14 protein-coding genes are annotated in these 15,836 nt (G+C 71.1%); 8 read left to right on the forward strand and 6 right to left on the reverse strand.

Annotated elements, in window-relative coordinates:
• Positions 1-61: 61 nt before the first annotated feature.
• From menE to D7Y11_RS03225, 6 genes are all read right to left on the reverse strand, one after another.
• A complete protein-coding gene (menE, locus tag D7Y11_RS03200) occupies positions 62-1,525 on the reverse strand; it encodes an o-succinylbenzoate--CoA ligase (protein ID WP_120576698.1) in 1,464 nt (487 codons plus the stop codon).
• Positions 1,526-1,588: 63 nt separating this feature from the next.
• A complete protein-coding gene (menC, locus tag D7Y11_RS03205) occupies positions 1,589-2,743 on the reverse strand; it encodes an o-succinylbenzoate synthase (protein ID WP_126932978.1) in 1,155 nt (384 codons plus the stop codon).
• Between the two features lie 9 nt (positions 2,744-2,752).
• Positions 2,753-3,673, reverse strand: a complete 921-nt coding sequence (locus tag D7Y11_RS03210) for a 1,4-dihydroxy-2-naphthoate polyprenyltransferase (RefSeq protein ID WP_120576696.1) — start codon at positions 3,671-3,673, stop codon at positions 2,753-2,755.
• A complete protein-coding gene (gene menH / locus D7Y11_RS03215; RefSeq protein ID WP_126932979.1) occupies positions 3,670-4,521 on the reverse strand; it encodes a 2-succinyl-6-hydroxy-2,4-cyclohexadiene-1-carboxylate synthase in 852 nt (283 codons plus the stop codon). Before menH ends, D7Y11_RS03210 begins: the two co-directional genes overlap by 4 nt.
• Complete coding sequence (gene menD / locus D7Y11_RS03220; protein WP_233607183.1) at positions 4,512-6,284, reverse strand: 2-succinyl-5-enolpyruvyl-6-hydroxy-3-cyclohexene-1-carboxylic-acid synthase; 1,773 nt, start codon at positions 6,282-6,284, stop codon at positions 4,512-4,514. The genes menH and menD overlap by 10 nt, the downstream gene beginning before the upstream one ends.
• On the reverse strand, positions 6,281-7,501 hold the full coding sequence (locus D7Y11_RS03225) for an isochorismate synthase MenF (protein WP_126932980.1): 1,221 nt from the start codon (positions 7,499-7,501) through the stop codon (positions 6,281-6,283). The genes menD and D7Y11_RS03225 overlap by 4 nt, the downstream gene beginning before the upstream one ends.
• A 147-nt stretch (positions 7,502-7,648) precedes the next feature.
• Between D7Y11_RS03225 and aroF the strand changes: the two genes are divergently transcribed.
• From aroF to D7Y11_RS03265, 8 genes are all read left to right on the forward strand, one after another.
• Positions 7,649-8,545: a 3-deoxy-7-phosphoheptulonate synthase gene (gene aroF / locus D7Y11_RS03230; protein WP_126932981.1), complete on the forward strand. Its 897-nt coding sequence runs from the start codon at positions 7,649-7,651 to the stop codon at positions 8,543-8,545.
• A complete protein-coding gene (gene ubiE / locus D7Y11_RS03235) occupies positions 8,542-9,231 on the forward strand; it encodes a bifunctional demethylmenaquinone methyltransferase/2-methoxy-6-polyprenyl-1,4-benzoquinol methylase UbiE (RefSeq protein WP_120576554.1) in 690 nt (229 codons plus the stop codon). The genes aroF and ubiE overlap by 4 nt, the downstream gene beginning before the upstream one ends.
• Before the next feature lie 103 nt (positions 9,232-9,334).
• Complete coding sequence (locus D7Y11_RS03240; protein ID WP_233596925.1) at positions 9,335-9,811, forward strand: shikimate kinase; 477 nt, start codon at positions 9,335-9,337, stop codon at positions 9,809-9,811.
• Positions 9,808-11,058, forward strand: a complete 1,251-nt coding sequence (locus tag D7Y11_RS03245; protein WP_120576552.1) for a shikimate dehydrogenase — start codon at positions 9,808-9,810, stop codon at positions 11,056-11,058. The genes D7Y11_RS03240 and D7Y11_RS03245 overlap by 4 nt, the downstream gene beginning before the upstream one ends.
• Positions 11,055-12,074 carry a chorismate synthase gene (gene aroC / locus D7Y11_RS03250; protein ID WP_120576551.1) on the forward strand — a complete coding sequence of 340 codons (1,020 nt, stop codon included), beginning with the start codon at positions 11,055-11,057 and terminating at the stop codon, positions 12,072-12,074. The genes D7Y11_RS03245 and aroC overlap by 4 nt, the downstream gene beginning before the upstream one ends.
• Positions 12,071-13,141, forward strand: a complete 1,071-nt coding sequence (locus tag D7Y11_RS03255) for a 3-dehydroquinate synthase family protein (RefSeq protein ID WP_120576550.1) — start codon at positions 12,071-12,073, stop codon at positions 13,139-13,141. The genes aroC and D7Y11_RS03255 overlap by 4 nt, the downstream gene beginning before the upstream one ends.
• Positions 13,138-14,433 carry a 3-phosphoshikimate 1-carboxyvinyltransferase gene (locus D7Y11_RS03260; protein WP_126932982.1) on the forward strand — a complete coding sequence of 432 codons (1,296 nt, stop codon included), beginning with the start codon at positions 13,138-13,140 and terminating at the stop codon, positions 14,431-14,433. Before D7Y11_RS03255 ends, D7Y11_RS03260 begins: the two co-directional genes overlap by 4 nt.
• A gap of 86 nt (positions 14,434-14,519) precedes the next feature.
• Positions 14,520-15,827: a citrate synthase gene (locus D7Y11_RS03265; protein ID WP_120576549.1), complete on the forward strand. Its 1,308-nt coding sequence runs from the start codon at positions 14,520-14,522 to the stop codon at positions 15,825-15,827.
• Positions 15,828-15,836: the final 9 nt, after the last annotated feature.

The following is a 15,836-nucleotide window of genomic DNA, read 5'->3' on the forward strand; positions in this document are numbered from 1 at the left end:
CCAACCTGACAGGTCTTCTCAGCGAGTCCTGCGAACCTCAGCCATCCGGAATTCAGGGTTGCTAGGACCCAGGCTGATACGGGGGATGAGACCGAGCCTGTTTTCTCAGGACGGAGCGCTCCACCTTGCTCATGGCGTTCCGGGGCAATGTTTCAACTGCAACAAAGCGTGCGGGCACCTTGAAGCGCGCCAGGGACTGGCGGCACCAGGCGTCCAGGTCCTCGGGGAGGGTGTGGCCGGGGCGCAAGACGACGAAGGCCACGGGGACCTCGCCCCAGTGCGGCTCCGGTACGCCGACGACGGCGGACTCCGCGATGGCCGGGTGGTTGGCGAGGACCGCTTCGATTTCGGCCGGATAGAGGTTCTCCCCTCCCCGTACGATGAGGTCCGTGCGGCGCGACAGGAGGGTGAGTCGCCCCTTCGCGTCCAGGACGCCCACGTCGCGGGTGCGCAGCCAGCCGTCATGGAAGGCGTCGCGCGTGGCATCGCGCTGGCGCCAATAGCGGGCCATGAGCGTGGGGCCTCGGACCTCCACGTCCCCTTCGCGCCCTTCACCGAGCGTCTCACCGTCGGTCCCGACGATGCGGACCTCAAGTCCAGGCAGGGGCGGACCCGCGGTGCTGCCATCCGCTTCGCCGGGGCGTTCGGTGGTGACCTGGGAGCAGGCCTCGGTGAGTCCGTAGGTCTGGAGGGCCAGGAGTCCCGCGGCGCGTGCCCTCGTGAGTAGGGCCGTGGGGACGGGGCCTCCGCCGATGAGCGCGCATTGGAAGGTCGCGGGCATCGTGCGGTCTTGTCGCGCGTCCAGCACCCGCTCCAACGTGGTGGCGACGAAGCTGGCGTGGGACGCGCCCTCCGTGTCGATGGCGCGGTTGACGGCGTCCGCGTCGAAGCGCTCATGCAGGAGGAGGCAGCCGCCCTCGTACGCGGTGCGCGTGAGCATGGCCAGCCCCCCAACGTGGAACAGGGGCAGCGTGCCCAGCCAGCGCGGCGCGGGGTGCGCGCCCAGGTTCGCGGCGGAGGCGCGGCATGAGGCACGGAAGGCACCTTCCGTGAGCACGGCGCCCTTGGGCCTTCCCGTCGTTCCGCTGGTGAAGAGGATGACCCGGGACGTGTCCGCGTCCCAGGTGCGGGCGGGCACGGCGTGGGTCGTCACGCCGTCAGGGAAGGACTCCAGGAGCTCCGCTTCCGGGAGCCGGTCCCGCAGGGCTCCGAGCACCAGCGTGAGCCGGGGCTCGACGTCCTCCATCAGGGGCTGCAGCTCCGCTGGCGTGAGCCGGGCATTGAGCGGGGCGAAGATCGCGCCCAGACGCCCCAGCGCCCAGAAGAGGAAGGTCACCGACGGGTGGCTCGTGGACAGCAACGCCACGCGGTCCCCCTGGTCCAAGCCTCGCGCGGCCAGGGCTTCCGTCCAGCGCGTCACCTCTTCGTCCAGTGCGCGGAAGGTCCAGGTCTGTCCCGCGAAGCGCAGTGCTTCCGCATGGGGATGCAGCTGCGCGCCTTCGCGGATGGGGCAGTCGTAGGTCATGGCCTCGCTCCTCCGAAGAGTTGAATCCGGCGGGCCTTCGCGACGATGGCCCGAGCGCATGGCTCAGTGTTCCCGGCTGAAGTCCGGGCCCAGTCCCAGACCGGGCATGTCGCGCAGCCGCACGAGTCCCCGCTGGGGTTGATACGGATGATCCCGTGGCTCGTCCGCGAAGAGCCGCCCCACGGCGAGGCCAGAGGCCAGGTCTCCCGAGGGCAGCGCGGAGGCCAGATGCGCGGCGCCGGCCCGGGCCACCACGCCGTCGATGGAGCTGGTGACGTACGCGTGCATGCCCAGGTGGGCCGCGCGCAGCGCCACCACCATGGAGGGCAGCAGCCCCCCGAGCACCATCGGTTTGATCACCACCGCGCCCACCGCCGGCCCACCGCCCAGGTCCATCGTGAGGAGCGTTCGCACCGCTGCGGGCGTGGCGAGCGTCTCGTCCGCGGCGATGATGCACGGGGCTCGGCGCTGCACCCGCCACAGCGCCTGCAGGTTCTCCGGCGGCGTGGGCTGCTCCACCAGCTCCAGGTCGTACCAACCCAGCCGATCCAGGGCGCGGTTGGCTTCGGGCTCCGTCCAGCCGCCGTTCGCGTCCAGACGCAGGCGCACGCGGGCCCCCACCGCTTCGCGCACGGCCCGGACCCGCGCTTCATCCGCGTCCAGCGAGCGACCCGCGACCTTCACCTTCAGCGTCTGATAGCCCTCCTCCACCGCCTCTCGCGCTTCCTGGGCAAGGGCCCCCGGTTCCTCCGCGCTCAGCAGCGCGTTCACCAGGACCTCCTGCCGGGCCTCCTCCGCGAGCAGCCAGCACAGGGGGATGCCCTTGCGCTGGGCCACCAGATCCAGCAGCGCCAGTTCCAGGCCGTGCTGCGCGGCGGGGACGGGCTCCTCCGGGTCGATGCCGCGGATCCGCGCGCCTCGCTGGCGAACCTCCTCACTGGCGGTCGGGACGAGCGTGGCTTCGACCCCCTCGATGCTGTCCTCCAACGTCTGGCCCTTGAGGGAGCTCAGCCACCCGCGCAGCACCGTGTGCGTGGTGGCCAGGGACTCCGTGCCGAACTCGGGCAGCGGCATGGCTTCACCCTGCCCTACGCGACCTTCCTCGTCGCGCAGCCGCACGATGAACCCGTCGCGTGTGGCGTAGGTGCCCCTCGCCGTACTCAGGGGTTGGGCCAGAGTGAGGTGCAGCGGGGTGAGCGTCGCTTCGGTGATGCGCATGACGCTCCTTCAGCGCAGGTACAGGCCGACCGCGAACAGCAACCCGAACAGCATCTGCAGCTTCGCCGTCCCGCCCAGCGCGGGGTTGAGCGCCGCGCCCTCCGCCTTCAGCATCAGCTTCAGCGGCGGCACCACCAGCGGCAGGCTCAGGAGCGGCAAGAAGACCCAGGCGCTCGCGTAGCCCTTGGCGAACAGCACGAACGGCGTGACGTAGGAGGCCACCAGCAGCAGCACGTACTCCGCGCGGCCGAAGCCCTGGCCGAAGCGCACCACCATCGTGCGCTTGTTGGCCTTCACGTCCGTGCTCGCGTCGCGCTGGTTGTTCACCACGATGAGGCACGTGCCGATGGCGCCCACCGGCAGCGACGCCCACCATGCCGCCGGGCTCACGAAGCCGGCCTGCACGTAGTACGTGCCCGTCACCGCCACGATGCCGAAGAAGATGAGCACGAACAGGTCGCCCAGGCCGAGGTAGGCCAGTGGAAACGGGCCTCCCGTGTACGCGTAGCCGCACAGCAGCGAAGCCACCCCGATGAACACGATGGGCAAGCCGCCCACCGCCACCAGATACAGGCCCACCAGCGTCGCCAGCGCGAAGCACCCGAGGCCGCCCAGCAACACCGTGCCCGGCGCGATGAGCCCGCTCTGCGTCACGCGCTTGGGCCCCAGGCGCTCCTCGGTGTCCGCGCCCTTCTTGTAGTCATAGAAGTCGTTGATGAAGTTGGTGCCGATTTGGATCAGCACCGCGCCCACGAGCGCCGCGAGCGCCGGTAACAGGCGCCCCACGCCGTTGCCGTACGCGAGCGCCGTGGCCACCAGCACCGGCACCGCGCCCGCCGTCAGCGTCTTCGGACGCACGGCCATCAGCCACGTCTTCAGCGTGGGCCGGGGACGCGCCGCATCGGGAGGGGTGCTCACCAGGGTTGTCACGAGTGGGTCGCCTCTCGCGCCAGGATGGCGTGTTCGAACTGCGGCGCTTCGTACCAGGGCGTCTGGAGGAACGAGAGCACTTCGCGCACGTACTCCTCCGGCGCCTCCAGGTGCGGGGCGTGGGTGACCCCCGCGAAGGCGCGGCGCCACACCACCGGCAGCTCCGCCGCCATGCGCCTCGCCAGGGTCGTGAACTTCTCGTCCTGATCACCGGTGAGCAGCAGCGTGGGCAGCCGCTGGCGGTGCAGCGCCGGCCAGTAATCCGGCTGTACGCCCAGGCCCAGGGTCTCCAACGCTCCGGCCAGTCCCTGCGCCGTGCACGCCTTGCGACGCTCGCGCAGCGCGGCCTGCTCCGGCTCCGGCAGGCGGCGCAGCCCGTCGAAGAGGGGCAGCGCTTCCCACCGCTCCACGAAGGCGTCCACGCCCTTCGTGCGGATGAAGTCCACGAGCTTCGCGTCGGCCTCGCGCCGCTCGGAGCGCTCCTGACGGCGGTGCAGCCCGGGCGAGCCGCTCTCCATGATCAGCCGGCCGAAGCAGTCCGGCGCGCGCACCGCGGCGCCCAGCGCCACCCGCGCGCCCTGCGAATAGCCGAGCAGATCCACCCGGCCCCCCAGCTCGCGGGCCAGTTGGACAACGGCGTCCACCGTCTCCAGAAAGCCGTCGCGGCCTGCCTTCTCCGGCAGCGGCGTGCGGCCGTGCCCGGGCAGGTCCACCGCTACCACGCGCACGGAGCGGCCGAGCAGCGGACGCAGGTGCTCGAACGTAGCGCCGCTGCCGGTGAAGCCGTGCAGCGCCAGGAGCGTATGGGGGCCTTCACCCCAGCTGTCATAAGCGAGCGTCACGCCCATGGTCCTTCTCCCAGTGCGGCGGCCATCCGCGCGAAGAGGTGTCGGTGCGTATCCACGTTGGTGGCCCGGTCCACCAGGACCTCCACCAGGTGGAGGCCTCCCTCCAGCCCGGCTCGCACCGCCGCGCGCAGGGCCGTGGGCGTCGTGGGCCGCTCGAAGCGGGCTCCCGCGAGCGCCGCCGCGTGCGACAGGTCCACGCCGTGTGGCGTGCCAAAGAGGGCCTCGAACTCGTCCGGCTTCGCCACTTGCGCCAGCGGCAGGAAGGAGAAGATGCCGCCGCCGTCGTTGTTCACCACCACGACCGTCAGGGGTACGCGCGCCCGCGCCGCGGACACGAGCCCGCCCACGTCATGCAGCAACGCCAGGTCGCCGGACAGCAGCACCGCGGGCCTTCCCGCCGCCGCGGCCATGCCCGCCGCGCTGGACACGATGCCGTCGATGCCGTTGGCCCCACGGTTCGCCAGCACGCGCAGCGGAACACCGCCACCGTGCGCGAACGCATCCACCGCGCGAATGGGCATGCTGCTGGACACGAAGAAGAGCGCGTTGGCCGGCAGCGCCGCCACCACCTCGCGCGCCAGCCGGGGCTCGGTCAGCACGTCCGGCTGTTCTCCGAGCGCCTGCTCCAGCGCGTTGCGCGCCACCCGCTCCGCGTTGACGAAGTCCTGCGCCCAGCGGCCAGGACCTCGCGACAGGCCTTCCGTCAGCGTGCGGCACGCGAGCACCGCGTTGCCTTCCACCACCCGCGTGGCCCGGTGCGCCGGGTCATACAGCGCGCCCTCGTCGCTGAAGACGGTGATGTCCGCGCCGGAGGTGTCCAACCACTGCTGCGGCGACTTGGGCGTCAGGCCTCCGCCGAAGCGCAGCACCAGCTCCGGCGTGTGGCTGCGCGCGAACGGCTCATGGCGCAGGAGCGCATCGTAGAGCGACACGGTCAGCGGGCCGCCTCCATAGCGCGCCTGCGACGTGGCCTCCGCGAGCACCGGGTAGCCCGTGGCCAGACTCAGCGCGGTGATGGCCTCCGCGAAGCCGTCGTCCTCGTCGCGAGGGCCGCACACGATGACGCCACGCTCGGTGGCGGCGATGCGCGCGCGCACGTCCTCCAGCACCGCCGCATCCGGAGCCCGCGACGACTGCGCGATGCGGGTGAGGGGCGCGTCCGTCCGCCCTTCTTTCGCGAGCGCCGTCAGCTTCTCCGCGCCGAAGTCCTGCGCGATGGGCGCCAGCGGCTCACGGAACGGCACGTTGATCTGCACGGCGCCTCGGGGTGCGCGGCACGCGGTGCTCACCGCGCGGGCGGCTGTAGCTCGCAGGTGCGCGATGGCGGGGCTGCTCGCCTCGGGCATGCCCACGTCCGCGAACAGCCGCGCGAAGTCACCGTAGAAGCGCGCCTGGGGCACCGTCTGCGGCGCGCCCCAGCCCTGCAGCTCCAGCGGCCGGTCCGCCGTGAGGATGACCAGCGGCACCTGGGCCATGGCAGCCTCGATGACCGCCGGGAAGAAGTGCGCGCCCGCCGAGCCGCTCGTCGCGATCAGCACCACCGGCTGACGCGACTGCTTCGCCATGCCCAGCGCGAAGAAGCCCGCGCTCCGCTCGTCGATGACGGACCAGACGCGCAGGTCCGGCGTGTGCGCGCATGCGAGCGCCAGCGCCGATGAGCGCGAGCCCGGACATACCACCGCGTGCCGCACGCCGCCCCGCACCAACTCCTCCAGGAGGGCCCGCGACCACAGCACGTTGAGGTTGGCGTCCAGGGACTTCACCGGCCCCCCAGCGCGCGCAACATCGCCAGACTCTTCATTTCCGTCTCCCGCCACTCGGACTCCGCGCTGGAGCCCGCGACGATGCCCGCGCCCACGAAGAGCCGGGCCTTCGCCCCGCGCACCAGCGCCGAGCGCAACGCCACCACCAGATGCGCACGCCCGGGGCCCACCCAGCCCACCGGTCCCGCGTACCAGCCCCGGTCCAGGGACTCGTGTTCCACCAGGAATGACAACGCGCGCTCGCGCGGCGTGCCGCCCACCGCGGGCGTGGGGTGCAGCGCCGTGACGACCGTCGCGGTGTCCACGCCGTCCGCCAGCTCCGCGCGGATGCCCGTGCGCAGGTGCACCACGTTCTTCAGCGCGAGCACCGACGGCTGCGCGTCCGCGGACACGCTCGCCGCCACCGGCGTCAGCGCCTGGAGGATGTAGCGCACCACCGCGTCATGCTCGCGCCGGTCCTTGTCGCTGGCATCCAGCGCATCCGCGCCGCCCGGCGCCGCGGACCCCGCGAGCGCTTCCGTCTCCAGCCTGCGCCCATCCACCCGGCACAGCGTCTCCGGCGTCGCGCCCAGGAAGCCCGTGCCGTCCGGTGCGCGGAAGAGGAACGTCGCGCATCTCGGGTTCTGCTCGCGCAGCCGTGCCAGCACGTCCACCACGTCGAAGGGCTCCGGCCCCTCCGCCTCCAGCGCCCGCGCCAGCACCACCTTGTGCAGCTGGCCCGCGCCAATGGCCTCCACCGCGCGGTCCACCAGCGCCTCGAAGTCCGGCCGCGACGAAGCCGTGCGCAGCGCGACCGGCGCGCCCAACGGATGGCGGTAGGACTGTGGGAAGGACGCTCGCACGCGCTCCAGCCGCGAGCGCACCACGTCCTCCGCGCCCGGCCCCTCTGGAGCGAAGACCGCGACCGCCAGCGCGCTGCCCTCGCGCCACACCAGCACCTCCGGCAGCGTCCAGCGGGCCAGCCCGTGCGAGCGCCACTCGCCCTCCACCGGCTGCGTGGGACTGAAACGCATCCCGCCAAACCAGGGGCCCGGCATTTGAGGGGACACCGCGTCCAGCCACCGCACGCTGTCGCACCCGAGCGCGCCCAGGACCGAGGGCAACTCACCGGGCGCATGCGCCTCGAGCACGCCCGCCCCAGCCAATGGATCCACTCCAGGCAGGGGCATCATCCCGGCGACCCATCGCGGATCCTCAGCGGGACTGAGCGGCGTCATCAGCCATTCTCCTGCACCTCGGGGGAGGCGAGTGACATCACCTTCGATTGTCTTCTAAGCGATCTCGGCTATACATGCACCAAGGAGTTCAAAACCGCTTGAACTCCATGGAATCCGAATTCCAGTAACTCCAGCGAGGGAGCCGCCGTGGGAGGCCAGCAACCAGACGACCCAGCCGGGCGGCGTGACCCGGGTGCACACCGCGTCCTTCGCGCAGCGCGTCCAGCAGGCACGCGCGTCCAGGTGGGGACCGTGGAGGTGGGCGGGCCCGGCTTCGTGGTGATGGCGGGGCCGTGCGCGGTGGAGGGCACGGAGCAGCTGGAACTGGCGGCCCGCGCGGTGGCGCAGGCGGGGGCGCACCTGCTGCGCGGAGGCGTGTTCAAGCCGCGCACCAGTCCGTACGCGTTCCAGGGCATGGGGGAGCCGGGGCTGAAGCTGCTGGTGGACGCCGGACGGCGCCACGGACTGCCCATCATCAGCGAGGTGATGGAGACCGAGCAACTGCCCCTCATGGCGCAGCACGCGGACATCCTCCAGGTGGGCGCGCGGAACATGCAGAACTTCGGGCTGCTGCGCGCGCTGGGGAAGCTGCGCAAGCCGGTGCTGCTCAAGCGCGGGCTGTCCGCCACGGTGCAGGAGTGGCTCAACGCCGCCGAGTACATCCTCGCGGGCGGCAACGAACAGGTGATGCTCTGCGAGCGCGGCATCCGCACCTTCGAGACCGCGATGCGCAACACGCTGGACCTGGCCGCGGTGGCGTGGGCGAAGGAGCGCACGCACCTGCCGGTCATCGTGGATCCTTCGCATGCGACGGGCATCCCGTCGCTTATCACTCCCATGTCGCTGGCTGCCGCGGCCTGCGGGGCGGATGGATTGTTGATTGAAGTCCACCCCCGGCCGGAGCAGGCATTGTGCGACGGGCAGCAGGCGATGTCGCCCGGGGATTTCGCTACGTTGATGCAACGGCTGCCGGGCGTGCTCGCCACGGTGGACCGTCACCTTTGGACGCCGGCGGGGCCGGCACAGATCGCGGGGGCGCGATGAGCACCGAAGTCCGTCAGATGTTCTCCTCCATCGCCACGCGCTACGACGTGACGAACGAAGTCCTCTCCTTCGGCATCCACCGGCTGTGGCGGCGCACGGCGGTGAAGCTCAGTGGCGCGAAGGAAGGCAGTCAGGTGCTCGACTGCGCCACCGGCACGGGCGACCTGGCGCTGTCGTTCAAGCGCAAGGTGGGCTCCACGGGCCGCGTGGTGGGCACGGACTTCTGCCCGGAGATGCTGGAGAGCGCGCCGGCCAAGGCGGCCAAGGCGGGCCTGGACGTGGAGTTCCAGGTGCAGGACGCCATGGCGCTCACCCTTCCGGACAACAGCTTCGACGTGGCGTCCATCTCCTTCGGCATCCGCAACGTGGATGATCCGGTGAAGTGCCTCCAGGAGATGGCGCGCGTGGTGCGCCCCGGAGGCCGCGTGGTGGTGCTGGAGTTCGGCCAGCCCACGGGCCCGTACGGCGCGCTGTTCCGCTTCTACAGCAAGACGGTGATGCCGGCGATTGGCGGACTGCTGACGGGCAACCGCGCGGCGTACCAGTACCTGCCCCGCACCGCCGCGGCCTTCCCCGCTGGCGATCGCTTCCTCTCCCTGATGGACCAGGCCGGCGCCTACGCTGAGCGCGCCGCCCACCCCCTGCTGTTTGGAACCGCCTACGTCTATGTCGGAACCGTCCGTTGAGGCCCGGCGCCTCCTTGTCTCGCAAGTCGTCGCGTCGGTAGATCCCAGACTCCAGCAGGTGCTCCAGGGGGCCCTTACGTCCCCGGGGCCCTGCCCTCGCCCCGTGGGCGCGCAGACCGTCGTCATCGCGGGACACCGCGCGGCCGGCAAGACGCGCCTGTTGCCGCTCGTCTCGAAGTTGCTCGGGCGTTCTGGCCTGGACCTGGACGCGGAGCTGGAGCGCCGGCATGGGCGCCCGCTCCGCTCCTGGGTCGCGGAGTCCCCCACCACCTTCCGCGCCGCCGAGCGCGAGACGCTGGGCCTGTTGCCCTCGGGCAGCGTGGTGGCGGTGGGCGGCGGCTTCCTGTCGCACCATCCGGAAGTGCTCGCGGGACACTTCACGCTCGTCGTCCCCGTCACCTTCGACACGTACCGCGAGCGGCTGATGGCGGACACCACGCGCCCGCGGCTGCGTGCTGATGTGTCGCTGGAGGAAGAGCTCCACTCGCTGTTCCATGAACGCGAGGCGATGCACGCCCGCGTCCCCACCATCTCCCTGGCGGACTTCCTCCGGGGCTGCCTTGCCCAGGAGCCCGCGTGATGGCCACCCGGCGCATCATCACCCTGCCCCCCACCCTCACCGGCGCGGACGCCGTTGCGTTCGCGCGCGACGGCCTCAAGCGTGGCGCGGACGTCATCGAGGTGCGGACCGACTTGCACGCGCCCGGTGACATCGATCCGGACGCCCTCGCCCGCGTGATGCCGCTGCTCGTCTCCGAGCGGGGCAAGCCGGTGCCCGCGCCGTGGGTCCAGGCCGCGTGGCGCGTGGACCGAGACGTGGAGCGCGCGCAGGACATGGACGCGCCGCCGGGGAAGCTGCTCGCGTCGCACCACGCGGAAGGGCCGCTGACGACGACTGAGGCGCTCAAGCGCTGGTCCCGTCCCATTCCGCCGGACGCGCTGGTGAAACACGTGGAGCCCATGGACGGGCCCGCGCACCTGGACGTGCTGCTGGAGACGCAGGCCGCGCTGTCGCAGCGCTTCGGCGCCGAGCGCGTCACCGTCCTGGGCATGGGGCCCGTCGCCATCCCGGCGCGCGCGGTGCTCTCTCGCGGGAACGGCCTGGAGTACGTGGCCATGGGCGGCCCGTGGACGGCGGCCCCGGGACAGCGTCTCCTGGACGACGTGGTGCGCGAGCACCGCAAGGCGAAGGATCCGCACTCGTTGCGCCTGGGCATCCTGGGCACGGCCATTCCGCACTCGCGCTCGCCGCGCATCCACCGTCAGCCGTTCGACCGCATCGACCTGGCCGAGGACGCGCCGGTGGAGGCGGTGGTGGACGCGCTCCTGCCGCACTACGCGGGCTTCGCCGTGACGAGCCCGTTCAAGATGCGGCTCGCGAAGCACACGGGCTCGCAGCTGGACGCCATCAACACGCTGGTGCGCCGGGGCTCTCGGTGGGAGTCCTTCAACACCGACACGGAAGGCGCGCGCGCCGTGCTGGAGCGCCTGGGCACGAAGGACGTGGCGGTGCTGGGTGACGGCGGTTCCACGCAGGCCCTGCGGCTGGTGTCCGCTGAACAAGGACTCGCCCTGCGGGTCGTCAAGCGCGCGGAGATTCATGCACCGCTGTCCGGGGATTGGGTCTGGACGTGGCCGGACCGCGTGGCCGCCCCCGAAAACCTGAGATTCCAGGGGGCACGCGTGGCGGTGATCGCATACGGTGCGCCCGGCCGGCGCGTCGCCGCGGAGATCGTTCGCCGCGGGGGCACCCCTCTCCTGCTAGGTGCGGCGTGGTTTGTCGCCCAGGCCCGGCGGCAGCGACAACTCTGGGAAACGGCGACATGAATACCTTTGGCACCCTCTTCCGGTTGACCACGTTCGGCGAAAGCCACGGTCCCGCGCTGGGCTCCGTCATCGACGGCTGCCCCGCGGGCGTTCCTCTGACGCGCGAGATGATCCAGGCGGCCCTGGACCGCCGGCGTCCCGGTCAGTCCGCCCTGGTGACCCCGCGCAACGAGCCCGACACCGTTGAAATCCTCTCCGGCGTCTTCGAGGACAAGACGCTGGGCACGCCCATCGCGGCCATCGTGCGCAACGCGAACCAGCGCTCGCAGGACTACAACCAGCTGGCCAGCGTGGACCGGCCGGGCCACGCGGACGCCGTGTGGAGGGAGCGCTACAAGCACCGCGACCACCGGGGCGGCGGCCGTACCAGCGGACGTGAGACGCTCTGCCGCGTCATCGGGGGCGCCATCGCGGAGGCGTACCTCGCGCGCGACCTGCCCTCCATCAGCACCGTGGCCTACGTCTCCCAGGTGGGTGAGCTGGTCGCCCCCGTTCCGTCGCCGGGACTCACGCGCGCCATGGTGGACGCGCACCCCACCCGCTGCCCCGACGCCGCCGTGCGCGAGGAGATGGCCCGCCAGATCCTCGCCGCGAAGGAGGCCGGGGACAGCCTGGGCGGCTCCATCGACGTGCGCGTGGAGGGCCTGCCCGTCGGTCTGGGCGAGCCCATCTTCGGCAAGCTGAAGGCGCTCATCGCGCAGGCGCTGGGCAGCATTGGCGCCGTCACCGGTGTCGTGTGGGGCCCGCCGGATCTGATCCAGCGCCTCGGCCAGCCCGGCACGAAGTTCCACGCCGTGAAGGACGCGTACGGTGGCATCCAGGGTGGGCTCGCCAACGGTGAGCCCATGCAGGTGCGCGCCTTCTTCAAGCCGCCCGCGACGCTGGCGGATCACGCCAAGGGCGGCCGTCACGACCCGTGCATCATGCCCCGCGCCGTCCCGGTGCTGGAGGCCATGGTGTCGCTCGTCATCGCCGACCTCGTCCAGCAACTCAACGCCCGCCCCCACTCCGCATGAGCTCGCTTCCTCCCGGTTCCTACCGCCCCCCGAACGACCGTTGGGGTTCCTTCACCAAGCTCGCCGCGAAGCTGCCCGAGGGCAGTGTCGCCGTGGTGGACCGCACCGTCGCGCGCTTCCACCCCACGCTCATCCCCGCACTGGAGGCCCGCAAGCCGCGCGCCATCATCCAGTTGCTCGGCGGTGAGCGCGCCAAGAGCCTCATCTCGCTCCAGAAGGTGCTCGCGGGCGGCATCACGCTGCCGCGCTCCGGCACGCTCGTCGCCGTGGGCGGTGGCACCGTGGGCGACGTGGCCACCGTGGCCGCGCACCTGCTCAAGCGCGGCGTGCGGCTGTTGCAGGTGCCCACCACGCTGCTCGCGGCGGTGGACAGCAGCCTGGGCGGCAAGGGCGCGGTGGACCTCGTCGTGCGCGGCCGCGTGGTGAAGAACCCCGCGGGCGTCTTCCACTACGCGGATGAGACGTGGCTGTGCCCGGAGCTGTACGCCACGCTGTCCGACGCGCAGGTGCGCGAGGGCTCCATGGAGGCGTGGAAGATGGTCGCGTCGCTGGATGCGTCCCTCTTCAAGCGCTACGTGCGCACGCCGCCGAAGCTGGAGAAGCTGGTGAAGGACGCGCGCGGCCTGAAGGAAGGCATCTGCGCGAAGGACCCGTACGAGCACCAGGGCCTGCGCCGCGTGCTCAACTTCGGCCACACCTTCGGTCACGTGCTGGAGAGCCTTTCCCGCTTCAAGCTGTCGCACGGCGACGCGGTGGGCCTGGGCATCCTCTGGGCCCTGGACGTGGGCCGGCACCTGGGCATCACCCCGGAGCCCGTGGCGCACGAGGTGGAGCGCGCGCTGGCCCGAGGCCCGGGCGTGCTCGGCCGCGACCGCGCCGCGGAGATTGCCCGGCGCGCGCCGCTGAAGGACGTGGTCGCGCTCCTGGACGCAGACAAGAAGGCCGGTGCCAACGGCGAGCTGCGCATGGTGCTGCTCACCGCCGTGGGCGCCTCCGAAGTCGTGGATGTGCTGCCGAAGACGTGGCGGGCCCTGTGGCCCGCCTGGACCCGTGGAGCCCGCCCTTGAGCCACGCCTCGCCGAGCTGTCTCACCGTCGACCCGAGCGCCTTGAGCGCCTCACCGCTCACCCCGCCCGTGTCGAAGTCGGACGCCCAGCGAGCCCTGGTGTTGGGACACCTCACCGGCGCCTGGCCGCTGCCGTCGGTGCAGGCGGAATCGGACGAGGACCTTCCCGCCGACGTGCGCGTGCTGCGCCGGGGCGTGGAGGCCCTGCGCCTTCCCGCCGGCCCCGTGCGCGACGTGGACTGCGCGGATGGCGGCGCCCCCTTCCGTATCCTCGTCACGCAGGCCGCGGTGACTCCCGACGTGCGCGTACGCTTCACCGGCACGCCCCGCCTGGGTGAGCGCCCGCACGGCCCGCTCTTCACGTCGTTGAAGCAGGCCCTGGGCCCCACGGGTCTGACGCTCACCGAAGGCACCCCGTGGCCGGTGGAGCTGCACGCGCCCCAGGACACCACGAAGGTCGCGCCGGTGTTCCGCGTGCCGGGTGCGCAGAGCAGCCAGTACGCCTCCAGCCTGCTGCTGGGCTGCGCCGAGCGCTTCCTCCGGGAGAAGCGCGCGTGGAGCGTGGAGATTGAAGGCGCGCTCACCAGCGCTGGCTACATGGACCTCACGGTGGCGTGGCTGCGCCGCTTCGGCTTCACCGTGGAACAGTCCGAAGGACACTATTCCGTCACGGGTTATCAGGCGCCCGAATCCGTCCCATCACTGCCGGGCGACTGGTCTTCATTGGGTTACCTGGTGCTCATCGCCTGGCGCACGGGCGGCACGGTGGAGCGCGCGGAGCCCCAGAGCGCCCACCCGGACCAGGCGATCCTCCGGCTGGCCGCTGAAATGGGTCTGAAGATGCTCCCGTCGGGCGCGCCCAACACCTGGCGCGTCGAGGGTGAAGCCACGGGCGAGCTGCGCGCGACCGGCAAGGAGTGCCCGGACCTGCTGCCCACGCTGGCGGCGCTCGCGTGCGTGCTGCCCCGGCCCACCACGCTCAGCGACGTGGGCATCCTGCGGGTCAAGGAGAGCGACCGGCTGGAGGGCATCCGCACGTTGGTGGCGGCCTACGGCGGCACCACGGAACTGTCGGCCGGAGCCGACAGTGAGACGCTGCGAATCCTCCCGCCCAAGGTGAAGCCCACGCGCTTCGCCATGGACAGCCGGGGTGACCACCGCCTGGCGATGTCAGCGGCCACCCTGTGTGTGCTGTCCGGGGTGCCTCTGGATCTGACGGGGCCGGAGTGCGTGGAGAAGAGCTTCCCCGGATTCTGGCGGCAGCTCGCGCGGGTCGGCGTCCGCTATTCCTGAGCGGGCGCGCGGACCGGAAACTTCGCCTCTAAGACTTATCGATCTTTTTTGTTGAAAGCGTCCGCCGCCCTGTGAAATCTCCGCCCATGCCCAAGGACACGCTGACCGTCACCGACAATCGGACCGGGAAGACGTACGAGATCCCGATCGAGAACGGCTGTATCCGCACCCCCGACCTGCGCCAGATCAAGACCGGCAGCGATGACTTCGGTCTGATGGGTTACGACCCCGCGTTCCTGAACACGGCGAACTGTAAGAGCGCCATCACCTTCATCGACGGCGACAAGGGCATCCTCGAGTACCGCGGGTACCCCATCGAGCAGCTCGCGGAGAAGTCCTCCTTCCTGGAGGTGGCCTACCTGCTGCTGAAGGGCGAGCTGCCCACGCAGAAGGAGCTGGAGAACTTCACGTTCAACGTGACCCACCACACGCTGGTGCACGAGAACATCAAGTCCTTCATCGACGGGTTCCGCTACGACGCGCACCCCATGGCCATGCTGGGCTCCACGGTGGCGGCGCTGTCCGCGTTCTACCCGGACGCGAAGAACATCAAGGACGCGCGCAGCCGTGAGATCCAGATCACGCGCCTCATCGCGAAGATGCCCACCCTGGCCGCGTTCTCGTACCGCCACGCCATGGGCCTGCCGTTCGTCTACCCGGACAACGACCTGTCCTACGTCGCCAACTTCCTGGCGATGATCAAGCGCATTGGCACGAGCGCCTTCAAGGTGCACCCCACGCTGGAGAAGGCGCTGGACGTGCTCTTCATCCTGCACGCGGACCACGAGCAGAACTGCTCCACCACGTCCGTGCGCACGGTGGGCTCCTCGCAGGTGGACCCCTACTCCGCGGTCGCCGCGGGCGTGGGCGCGCTCTACGGCCCGCTGCACGGCGGCGCCAACGAGGCGGTGCTCCGCATGCTCCGCGAGATTGGCAGCAAGTCCAACATCCCGGAGTTCATCAAGCAGGTGAAGGGCGGCGAGGGCGAGAAGAAGCTGATGGGCTTCGGCCACCGCGTCTACAAGTCCTACGACCCGCGCGCGAAGGTCATCAAGCGCGTGGCGGACGAGGTCTTCGACGTGACGGGCAAGAACCCGCTGCTGGAGATCGCGCTCGAACTGGAGCGCATCGCGCTCGAGGACGAGTACTTCGTGAAGCGCAAGCTGTACCCGAACGTCGACTTCTACTCGGGCCTCATCTACGAGGCGATGGGCTTCCAGGCGGAGATGTTCCCCGTCCTGTTCGCCATCCCCCGCACGGTGGGCTGGTGCGCGCAGTGGGAGGAGATGGTGACGGACAACGAGCAGAAGATCGCCCGTCCCCGTCAGGTCTTCACCGGCGCCGCGCGCCGCGACTACGTGGCCCAGGACAAGCGCACCCCCGGCGGCAAGTAGTCACCGCGG

It is taken from the genome of Corallococcus sp. AB018, from assembly GCF_003986945.1.
GTDB classification, from domain to species: Bacteria; Myxococcota; Myxococcia; order Myxococcales; family Myxococcaceae; genus Corallococcus; species Corallococcus exiguus.